Origin of the sequence: Bartonella sp. AC70YNML (genome assembly GCF_042196545.1) — a bacterium.
Taxonomy (GTDB): domain Bacteria; phylum Pseudomonadota; class Alphaproteobacteria; order Rhizobiales; family Rhizobiaceae; genus Bartonella.
Genome location: NZ_JBHIQK010000004.1, coordinates 90846 through 109579, shown reverse-complemented (window position 1 = coordinate 109579; position 18734 = coordinate 90846). Strand labels below are relative to the sequence as shown.

Below are 18734 nucleotides of genomic sequence, written 5' to 3'. Positions count from 1 at the left end.
CAATTTACCTATCCAAAACGCCCCGTAATATAATCTTGCGTCCGTTGCTCTTTTGGTGAGGTAAAGATCATTTCAGTCGCACCAACTTCTACTAAATGCCCTAAATGAAACATAGCCGTATATTGAGAAACACGTGCGGCCTGTTGCATGGAATGTGTTACAATAACAATTGTATAATTTTGCCGTAACGCATCGATAAGCTCTTCAATCCGTGCTGTCGCAATGGGATCGAGAGCTGAACAAGGCTCATCCATCAAAATAACTTCAGGACTAACCGCAATAGCACGTGCAATACACAAACGCTGTTGTTGTCCCCCTGATAAACTTGTTCCAAGATCATGAAGACGGTCTTTTACTTCTTCAAACAAACCTGCCTGCCTCAAACTCTTTTCAACCACATCATGCAATTCAGAGCGTGTTTTAACCAAACCGTGAATGCGTGGACCATACGCAACATTCTCAAATATAGATTTTGGAAAAGGACTAGGCTTTTGAAAAACCATTCCAACACGAGCACGCAATTCTACAACATCAATCCTCTGATCATAAATATTCTCCCCATCTAAGGTAATAAGACCCGTTATTTTAGCACCTTCAATTGTATCATTCATACGGTTAAAACAACGCAAAAAAGTTGACTTCCCGCATCCTGATGGACCAATCAAAGCAGTCACTTGATGTTCAGGAATATCAAGTGTAATACCATGGAGTGCCTCTTTGTCTCCATAAGAAACCTTCACATCCTGACCACGCATTTTAATCTTCATTACAAAAACTCACCTTACAAAAATCTTATCGAAATTGTTATTTTATTAAAATTATTGGCGGCGTTCAAATCGTCGACGTAAAAAAACCGCAGAAATATTCATGATCGCAAGAAAAATCATTAATACAATAATAGCCCCTGACGTCTTTTCAACAAAAGCGCGCTCTGCTTCACCAGCCCACATAAAAATTTGAACAGGCAACGCTGTTGCTGGATCCATGGGAGTCGTAGGAATATTAACAACAAAAGCAACCATTCCAATCAAAAGCAAAGGCGCAGTTTCACCCAAAGCCTGAGCTACTCCAATAATTGTACCTGTCAAAATACCAGGCGCGGCTAAAGGAATAACATGATGAAAAATCATTTGTGTTTTTGATGCCCCCAACCCTAAAGCTGCTGCACGAATAGAGAGAGGAACAGCACGCAAAGCAGAACGTGTTGCAATAATAATCGTGGGGAGAGTCATGAGCGCTAAAACAAGCCCCCCAACAAAAGAAGCGGAACGTGGTAATCCCAAAAAATTAATAAAAACCGCGAGTCCTAAAAGACCAAAGACAATCGAAGGAACAGCTGCAAGATTATTGATATTAACTTCGATAAAATCTGTAAATTTATTTTTACGTGCATATTCTTCCAAATAAAGAGCCGTTGCTATGCCTACCGGAAGTGAAACCAATAAAACAATGCCTATCATATAAAGAGAACCAATAATCGCAACCCCTAACCCAGCAGTCTCAGGACGACTTGAAGCGCCAAGTGTAAAAAAACCAACATTAAATGTTTTATAAAGCGTACCATCATGCGCTAAACGCTTTATCCATTCTATTTGCCGATTAGAAACTTTACGGTTTTTTTCTGCTACATGCAGATCAATCTGCCCCTTATAAGCAGAATCGATATCCGCAGCTGCCAAAACTTTGATTTTTTGCATTGTGCCAATCAGTCTTGGATTCTTTGTCACCATTTCACGGAGTTGAACACGTACACCACTTGAAAACATACGGCTAACATCCCGCAGGGAGGCTCGATCATTTTGATCGATATCAAGTTTCTTGGCTAACGCATTGCGTACAAGAATTGGATAATTCGCCATTATGAGGACCTGTGGATTTGTTTTATGTTGACCACCTGGATCAATAATCTTTTCATCCAAATAAATCGATAATGTCATTTGACTCTGCAAAAAGGCTGTATAACCTTGACTAATGATAGACCATAAAAGCGCAAATAAAAAAAACAAACCAATAAAAATGGCAATCAAACCATAGGCACGAAAACGACGTTCAGCCCAATACCGACGTTTGAGGCTAATATTGCGACGAGGAAAAAGAATTTTTTCATTCATTCATATTGTTCCCGATATTTACGCACAATATAAAGAGCTAGAATATTCATCAAAAGTGTCATGACAAAGAGTGTCATTCCTAATGCAAAAGCCACCAAAGTTTGTGGAGAGTTAAACTCAAAATCACCAGTCAATTGATTAACAATCTTAACTGTCATCGTCGTCATTGCTTCGAAAGGATTGAGTGTTAAGTTTGCAGCAACACCCGCCGCCAAAACCACAATCATTGTTTCACCAATTGCACGCGATACTGTCAACAAAATTGCTCCCATAATCCCTGGAAGCGCTGCCGGTATAACGACTTTCTTAATTGTTTCAGATTGTGTTGCTCCTAAACCATAAGAACCTTCACGTAAAATGCGTGGAACAGCTGTTATAACATCATCCGACAAAGAGGAAACAAAAGGAATCAACATAATTCCCATCACAACTCCAGCAGTCAAAACACTTTGCGCCATAATAAAACTAACCCCGTCTGAGAGAGAAGCAGAGAGATCTCGTAAAAATGGTCCTACAACCTTCAAAGCAAAAAAGCCATAAACAATCGTTGGAATGCCAGCAAGAACTTCTAACAATGGCTTCACAATTGCTCGCAATCGCGAAGAAGCATACTCGGCCATATAAAGAGCTGAAAATAATCCTATAGGTACAGCAAAAAGCATGGCAACAAATGCAATATAAAGCGTACCAGCAAGAAGTGGTATTAAACCAAATTGTCCTACTTCACCGCTTGAACCGCTCGCGGAAAAACGCGGATCCCAAACCGTTCCTAAAAAGAAATTTGAAAAAGATACAGACTGAAAAAAGCTTATTGTCTGAAAAAACATAGAAAGTGCAATGGCTATTGTCGTCAAGATAGCAACGATAGAAGCACAAACCAGTCCAATAATAATCAAAGATTCAACCTTATTACGCGCACGCTGATGAGGAGCAATTTGCATTATTCCACAGATAAAACCAAAGAATGCAATAGCAAAAAGGAAACCATAACCAATGAACTGAAGCTTTTCAGAAGAAAATACCCATGACTGTGCCATTGTGTACACATCATCCGATACTTCATCAGGTAAAATAAATCCCTTCGCGAATAATTGTGCCTGCACTGTCTTATAGGAAGCGGTAGAAAGATCCCCTTCAAAGTGATGAAGCATTTTGGCAAGACTTCGAAGTGTCTCCCAAAGTAAATCATGATTTACAGGCTCTGTTATATGCGCACTATATGCCTCAAGCTCTTGAGAGGCATTATATTCTAAATAAATTGTACTCCCAGAATCCCAAAAAATTAAAAAAATAAAAGCTGGAATAACAGTAATCAAAAATGTCCACCAGCCATAATAATACGCACGAGAATGCATTTTATGTCGTCTGTATTCAAGAAAGCATGCACGCATATAAGAAATACAAAAGCCACAAAATCCAAGAATTAATAACAGCAAAATAATGAAGGAAATGCGCATTTTATCTTTCAGTTTTTATAAAAAAATAGCACCCAAATTTCCTATCCCAGAAATCTAACAAATTTTCCCTGCAAATTATTTCAATGTCATTACTCGACCAGCAGAAAAATCAAAACGCTGTGCTTGACGTTCCTTTTCAGGAGAAACAATCAAACCATATTCAGCCAAAGGACCCTCTGGACCAATCATTTGATCAGAAAGAAAAAAATCAACATACTCTCGCAAACCTGAAATAATACCTAAATGTGCTTTCTTAATATAGAAAAAAAGTGGACGAGAAACTGGATATTGTCCACTAGAAATCGTCTCAACTGTTGGCGCAAAACCGTTAATATCGGCAACCTTTAGCCTATCAGCATTATTTTGATAAAAAGACAAACCAAAAATACCAACCCCTGTTTTATTAGAAGTTAGACGCGCAAATGTTTCAGAATAATCACCATCAATATCAACCGCTTTTCCATCCTTACGTACCGCAATACAAGCAGTGTGTATCTCCTTATCATCCATTCCTAAAGACTTCATCACCTCAACTGCCCCACTCTCTTTACACCCCTCAATAAGTAATTTTTCCTCAAAAACTTCACGTGTCCCATGCTTCTCTCCAGGAATATACGCTGCTATCGTCCAATCAGGAAGAGCACTATTAACTGTACTCCATTTCAAAAAATTATTCGGTTGCAATTTTCCGTCTATAATAATTCGAGCAGCAAGGGCTTTATAAACATCTACTGGCTGTAATTTCCAATCAGGCCCCTTAATATCTGTTGCAAAAACAATGCCATCATACCCAATACGTATTTCCTCAACATCTTTTACACCAGCATCAAAACAAGACTGTAATTCACTCGATTTCATTGCTCGCGAAGCATTAACAATATCAACAGTGTTCTCCCCAATACCACGGCAGAACTCCTTAATACCAGCTCCTGTTCCACCCGATTCGATAACAGGAACCTTAAAATGGGGATAAATTTCTCCAAATGTCTCAGCAACAATCTTTTGATAAGGTAAAACTGTAGATGAACCAGTAATCTGTATTTGATCGCGTGCATTGCCTCCATTTGCTGACAGCAGTAGCGCAAAAATCAATCCCACTCCAATTGATAATACTCTGCTCATCTATAAACTCCCTAAAAATTGAGGACAAAGCCTCTTAATTCATATCATACGGTCATTGTAGTTCACATTTGCACCATAACAAATATAAAAAAACAATATGGATCATTTTTTTAAAACCATGTTTTTATCTTCTGTCAAATAAATTCATTTGAACGCTTGAACTCAATAACATCCCAAAACAAATGAGCAACATCTGTACCGCAGAAGCGTTTAATTTCACGAATTCCCGTAGGAGACGTCACATTGATTTCTGTTATATAATCTCCAATCACATCAATCCCCACAAAAAGAAGACCTCGTTCCTTTAAGGCTGGACCAATGCGTTCACAAATCTCATAATCACGTTTTGTTAACTCAACATTTTCCGCGCGACCTCCAACATGCATATTAGAGCGCACATCTGTTTCTGTCGGAATTCGATTAATAGCTCCAACAGGTGCACCATCAAGCAAAATAATCCTTTTATCTCCTTTTCGTACTACTTCTAAATAGCGCTGAACAATAAAAGGTTCGTGATAAATTTCTGCAAACATTTCCAACAATGATGCTAAATTGCGATCATCTTGTTTTAAATAAAAAACACCAGCGCCCCCATTCCCATAAAGTGGTTTAACAATAATATCGCCAAATGTCTTTCTAAAAGCTGTTATTTCTTCAATATCTTTGGTAATTAGTGTTTCTGGCATCAAATCGGAAAATTCAGTAACAAAAATTTTTTCTGGACTGTTGCGTACCCATGCCGGATCATTCACAACAAGTGTTTTAGGATGAATACGTTCTAACAAATGAGTCGTGGTGATATAATTGAGATCAAAAGGGGGATCTTGGCGTAAAAGAACCACATCCATATCTGTTAATTCTGTGCGAACAGGCTTTTCTAATTGATAGTGGCTTCCCTCTTTATCATGTACAATCAATGGCTCTAGTCGTGCAATCACACAACCATCGCACAGAGATAAACGATCTGGTGTATAATGGAAGAGAGAATGTCCACGTTCTTGTGCTGCTAAAGCGAGTGCAAATGTCGTATCTCCTTGAATCCGAACTGTTGAAATATGATCCATCTGAATGGCAATTTTCATAAATAAATCCTCCCTATCCTAAAAGCAGACTGGTCTATGCATCATAAACTTAGTAAACAATAAAAGAACTATGACAAGAGAAAATTTATGACACAAGAAACAGATACAAAATTAAGCAACGAAGAAATCGAACGCTATGCACGCCACATCATTTTGCCTGAGATTGGTGGTGCAGGGCAACAAAAGCTAAAAAAAGCACGTGTCCTTGTTGTGGGCGCTGGTGGTCTCGGTGCTCCTGTCTTAACCTATTTGGCTGCCGCAGGTGTTGGAACCCTTGGAATTATCGATAATGACATTGTTTCACTTTCCAATTTACAACGCCAAGTTATTCATAAAACAAGTGCAATGAACAAAAGCAAAACAGACAGTGCTGAAACCACTATAAAAGCAATAAATCCCCATGTTGTAGTTGAAAAACACACCCTACGCTTAGATAACAGTAATGTGGATAAACTGCTCAATGCTTACCACATCATTGTTGATGGAAGTGATAATTTTACGACACGCTATCTTCTTGCTGATCACGCTGCCCAATGTAAAAAACCTTTAATAAGTGGTGCTGTAGAACGTTTTAATGGCTCATTAACCGTCCTTATGCCATATAAAGACAATAATCCTCACTATCGCGATTTATTTCCCACGCCTCCTGCTCCCGATACTATTCCAACATGCGCTGAAGCTGGAATTATCGGTGTTTTACCCGGTGTTATTGGGACCCTACAAGCAATGGAAGTTATTAAAATGATCACAAACATCGGAGAGCCATTAGTAGGAAAGATTCTTCTCTATAATGGATTATTAGCACAATTTAATATTATTACTTATAAACGCTCAAATTATAAAGAAAATGCCATAGTTATTAAGAAGCTTGGAGAATCTTGATGATGTTCTCTCTTCCACTAACTTTTAGCACTCTCGCAATATGTATTGAAATACTAATATTTTATCGTAAGTCATCGAAACATTGTAACCAATGAAACCTATTAAATTTATCACAAATATGGAAAACCTTTTGTGAAAAAATAATTCTCTATAATGGATTATCATCATAATTTCATGTCATCGTCTATAAATAGACAGAGACTCGTGCAAACTTAGCTCCCATCAGTATTCTTGTGTAAAAAATTTTCAACGTAGATAAAAATACAATCAACGGAACTCTATTCAACTATTTTACTAGTCACACATAAAAATTGTTTCACATGAAAGTGCTCACTTCAAACCATAACCTATAAATAATCTAAGTCATATTTTAGTGATCGGTACTATAAAAGGTCAATGATCTGTCCACACACTTCTAACCTTAAGAGAAAACGTCTATTCATCAAGCATCATAAAATGCAGCTTAGGATTATTGCACGTATAAGAACAATCAATTGTCTCAGTTCATAAGAAAAATACATGGGAATTGATGTGTATAGAAGGATTAAGATAAACCTCATGGAGAGCTTTAATTACATAATTATTACATTCAGAAGCAGAAAGCTGCGGCTCATGAATTGATAATCCTTCAGCAATAATTTCACAGACAAGTATATGTAGAAAAAGTGAAGCACACAAATCTTGAAAACCAATTCACAGACGACAGTGTAAAAAGTGCATTTTTATAAAAGATCTCTTTAAAATAAGCGAGTAAATATGCAATGTTAAATGTGTTCTGTTTTGCGTGAGGGGCGTTCCCCCTAACAAAACATCAATAAGAGCTCTTTTTATAAAACTGTGAAACTAAAATTACAAAAAAATCAGACTTCTTTCTAAAATTAACATCTATGGTATAAGTTAATTTGGCTCGTTCGCTTTATTATTATCCATTGGTAAAGGAACAGGATGATCGGATAAACTGCGTAAATAAAGCAAAAGATCAGCACGATCTTGGTCATTTTTAATTCCACGAAAAGACATAATAGTCCCAGGAAAAGCTTCACGCGGAGAACGCAGATAACGATCTAACGTTACAAAATCCCATTTTTGATCAGAGTGCGCACGCAATGCCCGTGAATAAGCAAAACCTGCTGCTGATGCCAAAGGGCGGTCAACAATCTCCCAGAGAACTGGACCAACACGCCCTGCTTCATTGCGTCCAGAAGTATGGCATATGGCACATTGGCGAAAAATTTTACGGCCATTTTCAAAATTGCCTTGTTGAAGTCGGCTATTTAGTGATAGGGAAACATCAGGTGCTTTTTGTTTTTCTTTAAATATATCGTTCTTGGTAACTGTATGATAATATTGAACTGATGTAGGATGATCATAAACTATATTGCTGAGTGTGGAAATTCCCACAACAATGACCAACACACATAAACAAGCAAAAACAAAATAGATAACTCTCCAGCGATTCATAAAAACTCAAATGTTCATGGTTTCATTACCATTTTTAGTATAAGCTTTTTCTTTATAACACACAACATCCTAAATGCATCACAGACGACGTTTGGAATCTTGCAATGGCTCTTGAACCAATTATTCTTATCCCTGCCCGTATGGGCTCAACCCGTCTACCTCAAAAAGCTCTCGCTGAAATCGCTGGAAAGCCGATGATTGTTCATGTCGCAGAACAAGCAAAAAAAGCCGCATTAGGTCGAACCATCGTTGCAACAGATCATAATGATATCGCTAAAGCTGTTGCAGATTATGGGCATGAATATATCATAACACGAGGTGATCATAAGTCTGGATCTGATCGTATTTATGAAGCTTTAGTACGCATTGATCCTGAACAACGCTACAACGCCATTTTAAATATACAAGGTGACCTACCAACAATCATGCCTCGTGAAATCATTCGTGCACTACGCCCTTTAGAAAATAGCTTTACTGATATTGCAACCTTGGGTGCTCAAATCATTGAAGAAAATGAAACAAGAGATCCCAATGTTGTCAAGATCATTGGGACACCGCTTTCTCAAAATCGCCTTCGTGCTCTTTATTTTACTCGCGCCACAGCACCCTATGGAGATGGTCCTCTTTATCACCATATTGGAATATACGCCTATAGGCGCGAAGCACTTGAAAAATTTGTATCATTCAAACCCTCACCACTTGAGAAACGTGAAAAACTTGAACAATTACGTGCATTAGAAAACAATATGCGTATTGATGTGGAAATAGTCGATACAATTCCCTTAGGTGTAGACACACAACATGATCTCGATAGAGCTTGTGAGATTTTAGCATGAAAATACTTAAAAAAACCAATAAAATTTCTTTTCAAGGAGAATACGGCGCTAATTCCCATATTGCTTGCTCCAATATGTTCCCCAATATGGATGCTGTTCCCTCTGCTACTTTCGAAGACGCTCTTAATTTAGTGGAAAGCGGGAAAGCTGATCTTGCTATGATCCCTATTGAAAATACTCTTGCAGGGCGCGTTGCAGACATTCATCATCTTTTACCGCAGTCGTCTCTTTATATTATTGATGAATATTTTTTACCTATCCATTTTCAACTCATGGTTTTGCCCGGCGTTACATATGACGAAATTAAAACCGTCCACAGCCATACGCATGCCCTTGCACAATGCCGAAAAATCATACGAAACAACGGTTGGAAACCTGTTGTTTCTGCTGACACCGCTGGAGCTGCAAAATTTATTAAAAAAAATGCTAAACGTTCACAGGCTGCCTTAGCACCTTTAATCGCAGCAGAACTCTATGGACTTGATATTCTTGAAAGAAATGTTGAAGATAACCCTCATAATATTACCCGTTTTGTCATCCTTTCACGCTCCAAACGACATGTCCCCAAACCTCAAAATGGCGAAAAAATCATCACCAGTCTTCTTTTTCGAGTGCGCAATGTCCCCGCTGCTCTCTATAAAGCTATGGGAGGATTTGCAACGAATGGTATCAATATGACAAAATTAGAAAGCTATCAAATTGGTGGAAATTTCAATGCAACACAATTCTTTGTTGATATTGAAGGACATCCTGAAGACCCGATGATGAAACTTGCCTTAGAAGAATTATCTTTCTTTTCTGCAGAACTGCGTATTATCGGTACTTATCCAGCACAAAACGATCGAACATCGTATATATAAAAGCAATTAAGCTGCTATCATTTTTTGTTGATATCAAAAAGCATCGTAAAAATTTCATAATGCAACGCATCTTGAAAGGGCTCGTTTTTTTCTACTCAACACCCTTTATAAACACTGAAGAAGAAAAAACAGCTCGTAACAGAATATATAAATTATTTTCATAATATTTTCTCACAAATTATATCACGATAAACCGCAATTCAACTCGTATAAAAACCAGTGTAAAAAATACAGTAACCAAAAATAAAAACGCTTGTACCATCTATTTTCCTTTATATATTCAAAGAGAGACTCTTGAGAAAAGTCATTTCCTCTGACAATATTCCAATAAAGATAACGAACTTCTAAATTCGCTCTCAAAACAATTAAAATTATTATACATAATAGAGCATTCAAATCTCTTAGATTAATACCATTCTAAACATAGTTTGAAACTAGAAAATGCAACTTAGCCCTGATTTTAGCATTAAGTTTGAGCTTTTATCTTTATAAAAATTGATTTATGATTCACCTCACTTTAGAAAAAGGAGAGGATAATGAAAAAAGTCTTCACGCGAGGATTATTAGCTGCAAATATTCTCGCCTACTCTAGTGTTGCATTTGCTGGCTTTGGTGAAAAAAAATGGAATTTTGCGCGGGATGAAAGTGTTGTGATCACACCATCCTATACATTCCAGCAAGGAGTTGAATACTCTTGTAATATCTTTAAACCGAAGAAAGTATCCTTTACTTTATCATACTCTGCCCCTTCTGATTTAAACAAATTGAGAATTTTTGTTGATGATGAAAAGAAAATAACCCATGATAAAGAAAAGAAAATCTTTACCCTAAAAAATATAAAATCTCTTCATATAAGTTTTCCTTGGTCAGGACGTTATATTTTTAAAAATATTACGAACAAAAAAGTTGTTGGAACAGATTGTGACACAGGAGGTTATGATTAACAATATTTCTATAACATCTAAATTTGAGTAGAGTTATTCTTTTTTTTAGGTGTTTTTTTCAAAATACGGCATAATGAGCCATTAAAACTAATCGCTGAAAAGATTATTTTTATACTAATATGGCAAACCTTAAGATGCTTATAAGGTTAGATATTAAAGAACTTTTGCGAAAACTAGAAGACTAAACTTAAATTGTTCTGTATTTTCTACTATCAGAGCTATTTTTTTAATAAGAATATAACTTCTATCTTCGCAACTGCTTTATTTTAAGTACTATAAAGCACATCGTACCCAAATCACTTAGATAAACAGAAAGTAAAATTTGCATCTGCAGACGCATTCCTCACTGCACTTTAAGTCATACTCATTCAGCTTTTTATAAAAATTTATCTCGCTTTTCTCTTTTCGTTAAAAAATCTAATTATTTAAAGCTATAAAATGTCGTGTATATAAAATACCATTTTTACAGTTATAAAATCATAAATCTGTGCCAGCCACCATTATTATTTTATAGCTTTTAAATTGCATCGTCTCTTGTATGAGTACAGTCCTTAAAAGATATGTGAAATCTTTTCTCCAATAATGGGAACACATATATTGATTTATCTAGTGATGAGCCCAACGTCTTTAATGAAGAAAATCAGCACTCAAGAAAAAAGAGCGATAACATCTACTCAAGATTTACATTCATAGATGTTAAAAGAAAAAATATTACGTATTTGATATTCTCGTTCACAATAAAAATGATGAAACTTTTTTATAAGTCAAGATATTGATTTATAAATAATAATTCTCTGTTCTGCATATTGAATGAGAGTCCTGAATATCGTAAGATTCTTTCATTTCAAACTTGTTTATCTTGAATCAATCAAAACCATCTCCTTGTACGTCAAAAGCGGGATGAGTGTGAGGATAAAACTGTATAAGAAAGGAGTAAAATGGCTTTTATGAACCATCTTAAGTGCCAAGGGCTGTTGCAACACCCACAAGTTGGCAAATATTAATGATGGTGCCGGCGTGCTTCTTCACAAATGTAAAGATGGAATTGCTCAATGGATTTATACCTCAGAAGCAGTATGTATACACTTTACAAGTGATGTGATGAAATCGAATTAAAAGTATTGAAAAATATTTCTTGTAAAAGCATGTGAATGTACAACATTCAATGTATTCTGTTTGAAGTGCTCTGTTTTGTATGAGAAGAGCGATACTATTAAATTAGTATTTATAATTATTCATAAACAATATTCTTCCTCTAAATTTCTCATTATAATTCATTGCACGATCTATATGCTTTATTTTCCTTTTTTGCCGTTGCAAATTTTAATGATTCAACTTCGTAATTTTAGAACAGACGGAGCTATCCTAAAATTCTTACAGGCAAGTTTGAACGAATGATTATAATTATACATTCAGATTATCTTAAACGAAGAAAATATTTTCATCCCCAATAAATATGAAAAACTCCTGCTATGAAAACTGATAAATCCTCAATCTCTTTGTTGTTTATATGTCAATAAATTAAACGAAAAGGAAAATTCTTTGTCGTTCTTAGGATATTTTTCGTTTCCGAGCTTGATTTTTCATTCCAAATCGACAATATGAACTTGGGAGGTTGGTGGTGGACGAACTACTCGCCAACTGGGTCAGGTCTGGAAAGAAGCAGCCCTAACGGGTTCTGGTACGGGTCATCGTGCCGACCTCCTGTTTTGCTGAAGAAATTATTTTTATGCTGTCTTTTAGCGAAGTATTTTTAATCTTCAGAGCGGCATTTGTATGCAATGAGTAGAGGGATTTGATTGTCTTTAAATAAAGGCTCCCATAAATAATTTGATTAAGAAAAAATCCTTTTATATGAAAGTACAGTATTGACCTATGCTTTTGTATTATCAAAATATACGCATAACAAACTTCGAAGTTGGAAACATTCATGGAAAGTGTACCGGTAGAAACAGCCTATCGTGTTCTTGCTCGTAAATATCGACCACAAAACTTCTCTGATCTCATTGGTCAAGAAGCTATGGTGCGTACTCTCACCAATGCCTTTGAAAAAGGTCGTATTGCACAAGCGTGGATGTTAACAGGGATTCGTGGCGTAGGTAAAACCACAACAGCACGTATTTTGGCACGTGCGCTCAATTATAAAACAAAAGATATTGACCAACCAACAACCATATTAGACTCTCTTGGTGAACATTGCGTACAAATTATCGAAGGACGCCATATTGATGTTATAGAAATGGATGCCGCTTCTCATACGGGCATTGACGATATTCGTGAAATTATTGAACAAATACGCTATCGTCCTGTTTCTGCGCGCTATAAGGTTTATATTATCGATGAAGTCCATATGCTCTCAACACAAGCCTTTAATGGTTTGTTGAAAACTCTTGAAGAACCACCATCCCATGTAAAATTTATTTTTGCCACAACAGAAATTCGCAAAGTTCCTATTACAATCCTTTCACGTTGCCAACGTTTCGATTTACGACGTATTGAATCAAAAGCTTTGAGTGCGCATTTGCGCCAAATTGCAAAATATGAAAAGGTAGAAGTGGAAGAGCAAGCACTCTCTATGATTGTTCGTGCTGCAGAAGGCTCTGCACGTGATGCATTATCCATTTTTGATCAAGCGATTGCCCATAGCAATGGCAATGTTAATGCTGTTGAAGTGCGTACAATGTTAGGGTTAGCTGATCAAGCACGTATTATCGATCTCTTTGAATTTATCATGAAGGGTAATGTTGTCAATGCATTACATGAATTACGCAGTCAATATGATGCAGGTGCTGATCCTCTTACTATATTGACAGAACTAGCCGATTTTAATCATCTGGTCACACGTTTACGTTTTACACCAGAAATAGTGGAAGATTTCTCACTAACTGAAGAACAACGTTTAAGAAGTTTAGACTTTTCAAAAAAACTTTCCGTTCCTGTTTTATCCCGAAACTGGCAAATGTTACTCAAAGGCTTACAGGAAGTTAATCAAACTGCACGTCCACTTCAAGCCGCTGAAATGCTTTTAATTCGTCTTGCTCACACGGCTGACCTACCAACTCTTGATGAAGCTTTAAAAAAGCTTACGCAAGAAAAAACACCTCTCACACTCGTTACAAATTCTTCTCATCAAGAATCTACGAATGCAAATAATATAACAAAAGAAACAACGGTCGATGCCCATACTTTCTCAAGCGTTACCAATACATTATCAGATCTATCAGATTTAAAAACATCCTTGAAAAGCCAATTAGATAATTCCTTACAACCGGAAAATTTAGTTAAAAATCAAACTCCTGAAAAAACCAACGCCCACGAAGTAACAAAAACTCTTGAAACTTTTCAATCTACTGATCTTTCTGAAAAGATTGAAAATTTATCGCATTGTGTCACACAAATAACAGAAGAGATTGCTGAACCTAGAACTCTAGTGATTAATTCTTTGCACGATATTGTTAAATTAGCTGAACAGCATAATGATGTTCCTTTCAAACTCCTTGTTAAAGAATTTGTTCATCCTGTTTCTTTTGATGTTGGGCATATTACCTTAAGACTTTCTGAAAATACTCCACAATTTCTTGCTCATGATATAGAAAAAAAAATATCTCAATGGACTAAAAAACGCTGGACAATAGCTTTTGTCAATGAAGGAGGTGGCCCAACCTTACAGGAGGAAAGTATAGCGATTCAAAAGACTCTTTTTTCCAAAGCAGAGACAGATCCTGACATCGCAAAAATCCTTAATCATTTCCCAGAAGCAAAAATTGTCGATATTCGACTCAATAAAAAAGAAAATGATCTTGATTTACTTCCTAATACCTTTAAAAATGCTGATATTTTTCAAAATAACAGTAATATCAATGATGAATAAGGATACCTCTTCCTATGCGTGAAATGATGAGCATGATGAAAAAAGCCAAAGAAATGCAAGAGAAAATGCAGCAAATTCAAGAGGAAATGGCGAATTTACAAGTGGTTGGTGTTGCTGGCGGTGGGCTTGTCAGTGTTACATTAAACGGCAAAAATACCATAACCGCCATCCAAATTGACCCTTCATTACTCAAACCGGAGGAATCTGAAATTCTTGAAGACCTTGTTATGGCAGCCCATAATGAAGCCAAAGCAAAAATTGAAATGGCTATGGAAGAAAAAACTAAAAGCATGACAGCAGGGCTACCACTCCCATCAGGTTTCAAGCTTCCATTTTAATGAAACGGATTTTTTCCGTGGGACAAAAATATGTCTAAATACATTGCAGGACCTGAGATTGAACGTCTCATTCAGATTTTATCACGGTTACCAGGTCTTGGTCCACGTTCGGCACGTCGTGCTGCGCTTCATCTTATCAAAAAAAAAGAGACATTGCTGGAGCCTTTGGGAGCGGCTATACAAGCAGCTATAGAAAAAGTCGGCATTTGTTCTGTTTGTGGAAATGTCGATACCATTGATCCTTGTTCAATTTGCACAGATTTACGCCGCGATGATACAACAATCATTGTTGTTGAGGATATTGCTGATCTGTGGGCTCTTGAGCGCGCAAAAACTTTAGCCGCACGTTACCATGTGTTGGGTGGACGACTCTCTCCCTTAGATGGAATAGGCCCTGATGAACTCAATATTGCCACCTTAATACAACGTGTTGTACAAAACCCTATTACGGAGATTATTCTTGCTGTCAATGCGACTGTCGAAGGTCAAACAACTGCTCACTATATCACCGATCAGCTTTCCAATTTTCCAGTTAAAATTACGCGACTTGCTCATGGTGTCCCTGTAGGAGGCGAGCTTGATTATCTTGATGACGGAACTTTAGCAGCAGCTGTACAAGCAAGAACAAATCTTTAAAACTTTTTCTTCTTAACCTTTAGCTTTTTAATGACGGGGGAATATTCAAGTGATCAAGAAAAAACTCTCACTTTTAAACGACTTTGGTCCTGGTATTTTAGTATGTTTACTCATATCAGCCTTAGCTTATGGTTTAGAAGTTGTAGAAAAACAGCTTTTTGCAGAAGCGTGGCTTGAAAGCCTTGTTTTGGCAATTCTTTTAGGCTCTATTACTCGTAGTTGTTTTACTTTGCCAACATATTTTCAAAAAGGTATCACCTTTTGTGCAAAAACACTTCTCGAAATTGCTATTGTTCTTCTAGGTGCAAGCATTAGTATTAATGCAGTCCTTTCAGCTGGTTGGAATTTACTTGCTAGCATCGTATTCGTTATATTCATAACAATTATCCTTAGCTTTGTCATTGGTCGACTTTTCGGGCTTTCTACACATTTAGCAATGTTAGTTGCTTGCGGGAATGCTATTTGTGGCAATTCAGCTATTGTCGCTGTTGCACCTGTCATAAAAGCAAAACATGACGATGTAGCCGCGTCAATTGCCTTCACTGCTCTTTTAGGAATTCTTATTATTTTATTTTTACCCTTTTTACATCCATCTCTGAATTTGTCATTTAGCCAATATGGTGTGCTTGCTGGCATGGTTGTTTATGCTGTACCACAGGTTTTAGCAGCAACAGCATCTGTCTCTTTTCTGAGTGTTCAAATTGCAACAATTGTTAAATTGGTACGCGTTCTCATGTTAGGTCCTGTTATTTTTATTCTATCAATTATCTATCATCGCTCAGCACAAACACGTTTTCGTCTACATACTCTTGTGCCATGGTTTATAATCGGCTTTATTATCATGATGCTTATCCGCTCAAGCGGACTTATTCCTGAAACGGCTATAAATCCGATCAAACTTACTGCTCAGGTGTTCACTATCATTTCAATGGCAGCATTAGGTTTAGGTGTTGATATACGATCATTAAAAAAAGCAGGATGGCGCGTTATTTTGGCTTCAACCTGCTCCATAATTATTCTCGGTATTTGTAGCCTTATCATGATACAATTGAATGATTTAAATCATATAATACTTTGAAATATGCATTAATTGTTTCTTTTTTTAAGGGAGTATGCAATCAACCCAAAGTCCTCATTATTATTGAAATCAGTTCTTTCATAAACCAGAAAAAGTTCTAAAATACTGCTCATTATTCTATACAAAAAATTGAAAATGCTACGATATGAAGTGAAAACTATCGAATTTGCTTTTTCAATAAGCTTTTCAGTCTATAGTGATTTGCAACGGTATAGTATTCAATATGGAACGCATACAAAATAATGCTCTTTATTTCAGATCTGATTAAGTTAATTTTTTTTATAGAAGACAGAATATATTTATGTTGCTCATTCACGTACTTGTAAAAAAATACCTCTCAAGGCACATGAACTCCCTTTCAAGGCTGTGCCTGTGAATAATATAATTAAAATCCCCATGAAGTGTCCAAAATACATTGTTCATCCCCCCTCTTCGCTTTATGAAGTAACAAGCCCTAGCATCATACTATTATTAACTCCCAATGTTGCAATAGCTCTTGCATTTAAATGGTTTATGAGAGAAATTTTACTCTTTTCTTCAATAGTTTTATCCACACGCCAACTCTCTTTCATGCCGTGTAAGAAAAAGATTTTAATTTATGAGTTTGAAATGAAAAAATCTTACAATATCCAAGGATATTATTGAACATGGCAATAATAAACTATTATTATAAAATCAATTCATTGATAACAAAAACCAATAAGAATCACATCAACATCTCGTTCTATCCCATAAAAAGATATTGTTGCTTATTGGCACTAGTAACTTTCTTACAAATGAAATATACGATAATGAAAAGATTAAAAATACAGCAGGACTTTTATTTATCGTTTTATTCAACTAAAATATTTTTATGCTTATCCTTGCTATAGATACTGCTTCGATTTATTGTGCTGTTGCGCTTATTCGTCATAAATCTGTTATTGCGCGTATCAATGAGCGCATGAACAAAGGACATGCTGAAAAACTTATTGAGCAGATTACACAAATAATGACACAAGCCAATATGACGCTTGATCAAGTTGAGCGTATTGCTGTCAATATTGGACCTGGGTCATTTACTGGTGTACGTGTCGGTGTTGCAACAGCACGCGCTTTGGCATTAGCACTTGAAATACAAGCTGTTGGAGTGAGTGCTCTTGAAGCGTTAGCAGCACAAGTCATAAACAATAAAAGTACAGCATCGGCAATTACTGTTGTCATTGAAGCAGGGAGAGGGATGTTCTATCATCAAAATTTTCATAATAATCTCACACCTTTGGGAGAACCGGGATTAAAAACAATGGAAAATATCCTCGAAGATTTGCCCAAAAAAACCCGACTGACTGGCCCAGCTGCTGATGTCATTGTGCAGCATATGAAAAACCATAAAATATACGAAAAAATTGTCCTAGAAAAAATCCCCTGCGAAGCGGCTGAGATTGTAAACTATGCTTATCTTGCTGCAAACAAACAACCACAAAATTCACCTCGCCCACTCTATCTACGCAGTGCTGATGCAAAACAACAAACCGATTTTGCTTTACCACGAAAAAAATAATGTCCAAATTTTCATTGACAAAAAAAGATTTTGAGATTGCTCCGCTACAAGTTCATGATAGTGCTGCTCTTCATCAAATTCATCAGCATTGTTTTACCCCTTCTTGGGAAAAACAAGCTTTTGATAATTTCTTAACAGATCACTCTATCTTCGGATACAAAGTTTTTCTCATTGATCGCTCTGATCAAATTTTAGGCTTTTGCCTATGCCGTCTCATCCTTGATGAAGCAGAAATCATCACAATTGCTGTTCATCCTCATTATCGTCAAAAAGGAATTGGTACCTTTCTTATCGAAAGCACAGTTCACTATCTTCACGACAAGGGCGCCATAAAATTATTCTTGGAAGTAGAAGCCACAAATCTTTCTGCTTTGAACCTTTATCAACGCTTTGAATTTCAAAAAATTTCTGAACGTCTTGCCTATTACGCGTCAAAAAATGGTCGTGGTGATGCAATTATCATGCAAAAAACTTTTAAGCAAATAGATTGAGATTTGTGTAAAAAACATTTAGACA

At 36.5% G+C, this 18734-nt stretch carries 16 protein-coding genes and 1 other RNA gene; 11 read left to right on the top strand and 6 right to left on the bottom strand.

The window, feature by feature from the left end; genetic code table 11:
- Positions 1 to 8: 8 nt before the first annotated feature.
- From pstB to gshB, 5 genes are all read right to left on the bottom strand, one after another.
- Positions 9 to 767 (bottom strand): phosphate ABC transporter ATP-binding protein PstB, encoded by a 759-nt coding sequence (pstB, locus tag ACFIMU_RS04715; protein ID WP_139412809.1) that lies wholly within the window; start codon positions 765 to 767, stop codon positions 9 to 11.
- A gap of 51 nt (positions 768 to 818) precedes the next feature.
- Positions 819 to 2111, bottom strand: a complete 1293-nt coding sequence (gene pstA, locus ACFIMU_RS04710; protein ID WP_375696861.1) for a phosphate ABC transporter permease PstA — start codon at positions 2109 to 2111, stop codon at positions 819 to 821.
- Positions 2108 to 3568: a phosphate ABC transporter permease subunit PstC gene (pstC, locus tag ACFIMU_RS04705; RefSeq protein ID WP_375696860.1), complete on the bottom strand. Its 1461-nt coding sequence runs from the start codon at positions 3566 to 3568 to the stop codon at positions 2108 to 2110. The genes pstA and pstC overlap by 4 nt, the downstream gene beginning before the upstream one ends.
- A gap of 75 nt (positions 3569 to 3643) precedes the next feature.
- A complete protein-coding gene (locus tag ACFIMU_RS04700) occupies positions 3644 to 4690 on the bottom strand; it encodes a substrate-binding domain-containing protein (protein ID WP_375606805.1) in 1047 nt (348 codons plus the stop codon).
- A gap of 134 nt (positions 4691 to 4824) precedes the next feature.
- Complete coding sequence (gene gshB, locus ACFIMU_RS04695; RefSeq protein WP_375608046.1) at positions 4825 to 5772, bottom strand: glutathione synthase; 948 nt, start codon at positions 5770 to 5772, stop codon at positions 4825 to 4827.
- Positions 5773 to 5859: 87 nt separating this feature from the next.
- On the opposite strand from gshB, the gene ACFIMU_RS04690 reads away from it, so the two are divergent.
- Positions 5860 to 6654 carry a molybdopterin-synthase adenylyltransferase MoeB gene (locus tag ACFIMU_RS04690; RefSeq protein ID WP_375608045.1) on the top strand — a complete coding sequence of 265 codons (795 nt, stop codon included), beginning with the start codon at positions 5860 to 5862 and terminating at the stop codon, positions 6652 to 6654.
- A gap of 897 nt (positions 6655 to 7551) precedes the next feature.
- On the opposite strand, the gene ACFIMU_RS04685 is transcribed toward ACFIMU_RS04690, so the two are convergent.
- On the bottom strand, positions 7552 to 8115 hold the full coding sequence (locus ACFIMU_RS04685; protein ID WP_375606802.1) for a c-type cytochrome: 564 nt from the start codon (positions 8113 to 8115) through the stop codon (positions 7552 to 7554).
- 104 nt (positions 8116 to 8219) lie between these two features.
- Here ACFIMU_RS04685 and ACFIMU_RS04680 point away from each other — a divergent pair, with 104 nt between their 5' ends.
- The 10 genes from ACFIMU_RS04680 (at position 8220) to rimI (ending at position 18709) form a co-directional block, all read left to right on the top strand.
- Positions 8220 to 8951, top strand: a complete 732-nt coding sequence (locus ACFIMU_RS04680; RefSeq protein ID WP_375615150.1) for a 3-deoxy-manno-octulosonate cytidylyltransferase — start codon at positions 8220 to 8222, stop codon at positions 8949 to 8951.
- The gene (locus ACFIMU_RS04675) at positions 8948 to 9811 is read left to right on the top strand and encodes a prephenate dehydratase (RefSeq protein ID WP_375606800.1); all 864 of its coding nucleotides are present in this window, start codon (positions 8948 to 8950) and stop codon (positions 9809 to 9811) included. The genes ACFIMU_RS04680 and ACFIMU_RS04675 overlap by 4 nt, the downstream gene beginning before the upstream one ends.
- A 536-nt stretch (positions 9812 to 10347) precedes the next feature.
- Positions 10348 to 10755, top strand: a complete 408-nt coding sequence (locus ACFIMU_RS04670; protein WP_375606799.1) for a hypothetical protein — start codon at positions 10348 to 10350, stop codon at positions 10753 to 10755.
- 1610 nt (positions 10756 to 12365) lie between these two features.
- Positions 12366 to 12463: signal recognition particle sRNA small type (gene ffs, locus ACFIMU_RS04665), an RNA gene on the top strand.
- Positions 12464 to 12685: 222 nt separating this feature from the next.
- The gene (locus ACFIMU_RS04660) at positions 12686 to 14626 is read left to right on the top strand and encodes a DNA polymerase III subunit gamma/tau (RefSeq protein ID WP_375608042.1); all 1941 of its coding nucleotides are present in this window, start codon (positions 12686 to 12688) and stop codon (positions 14624 to 14626) included.
- A 14-nt stretch (positions 14627 to 14640) separates the two neighbouring features.
- Positions 14641 to 14964, top strand: a complete 324-nt coding sequence (locus ACFIMU_RS04655; protein ID WP_375608041.1) for a YbaB/EbfC family nucleoid-associated protein — start codon at positions 14641 to 14643, stop codon at positions 14962 to 14964.
- Positions 14965 to 14994: 30 nt separating this feature from the next.
- Complete coding sequence (gene recR / locus ACFIMU_RS04650; protein WP_273790577.1) at positions 14995 to 15600, top strand: recombination mediator RecR; 606 nt, start codon at positions 14995 to 14997, stop codon at positions 15598 to 15600.
- A gap of 49 nt (positions 15601 to 15649) precedes the next feature.
- Complete coding sequence (locus ACFIMU_RS04645) at positions 15650 to 16678, top strand: YeiH family protein (RefSeq protein WP_375606796.1); 1029 nt, start codon at positions 15650 to 15652, stop codon at positions 16676 to 16678.
- Between the two features lie 853 nt (positions 16679 to 17531).
- Positions 17532 to 18218 (top strand): tRNA (adenosine(37)-N6)-threonylcarbamoyltransferase complex dimerization subunit type 1 TsaB, encoded by a 687-nt coding sequence (gene tsaB, locus ACFIMU_RS04640; RefSeq protein ID WP_375696859.1) that lies wholly within the window; start codon positions 17532 to 17534, stop codon positions 18216 to 18218.
- Entirely contained in the window at positions 18218 to 18709 is a 492-nt protein-coding gene (gene rimI, locus ACFIMU_RS04635) for a ribosomal protein S18-alanine N-acetyltransferase (protein ID WP_375687492.1), read from the top strand. The genes tsaB and rimI overlap by 1 nt, the downstream gene beginning before the upstream one ends.
- Positions 18710 to 18734 lie beyond the last annotated feature (25 nt).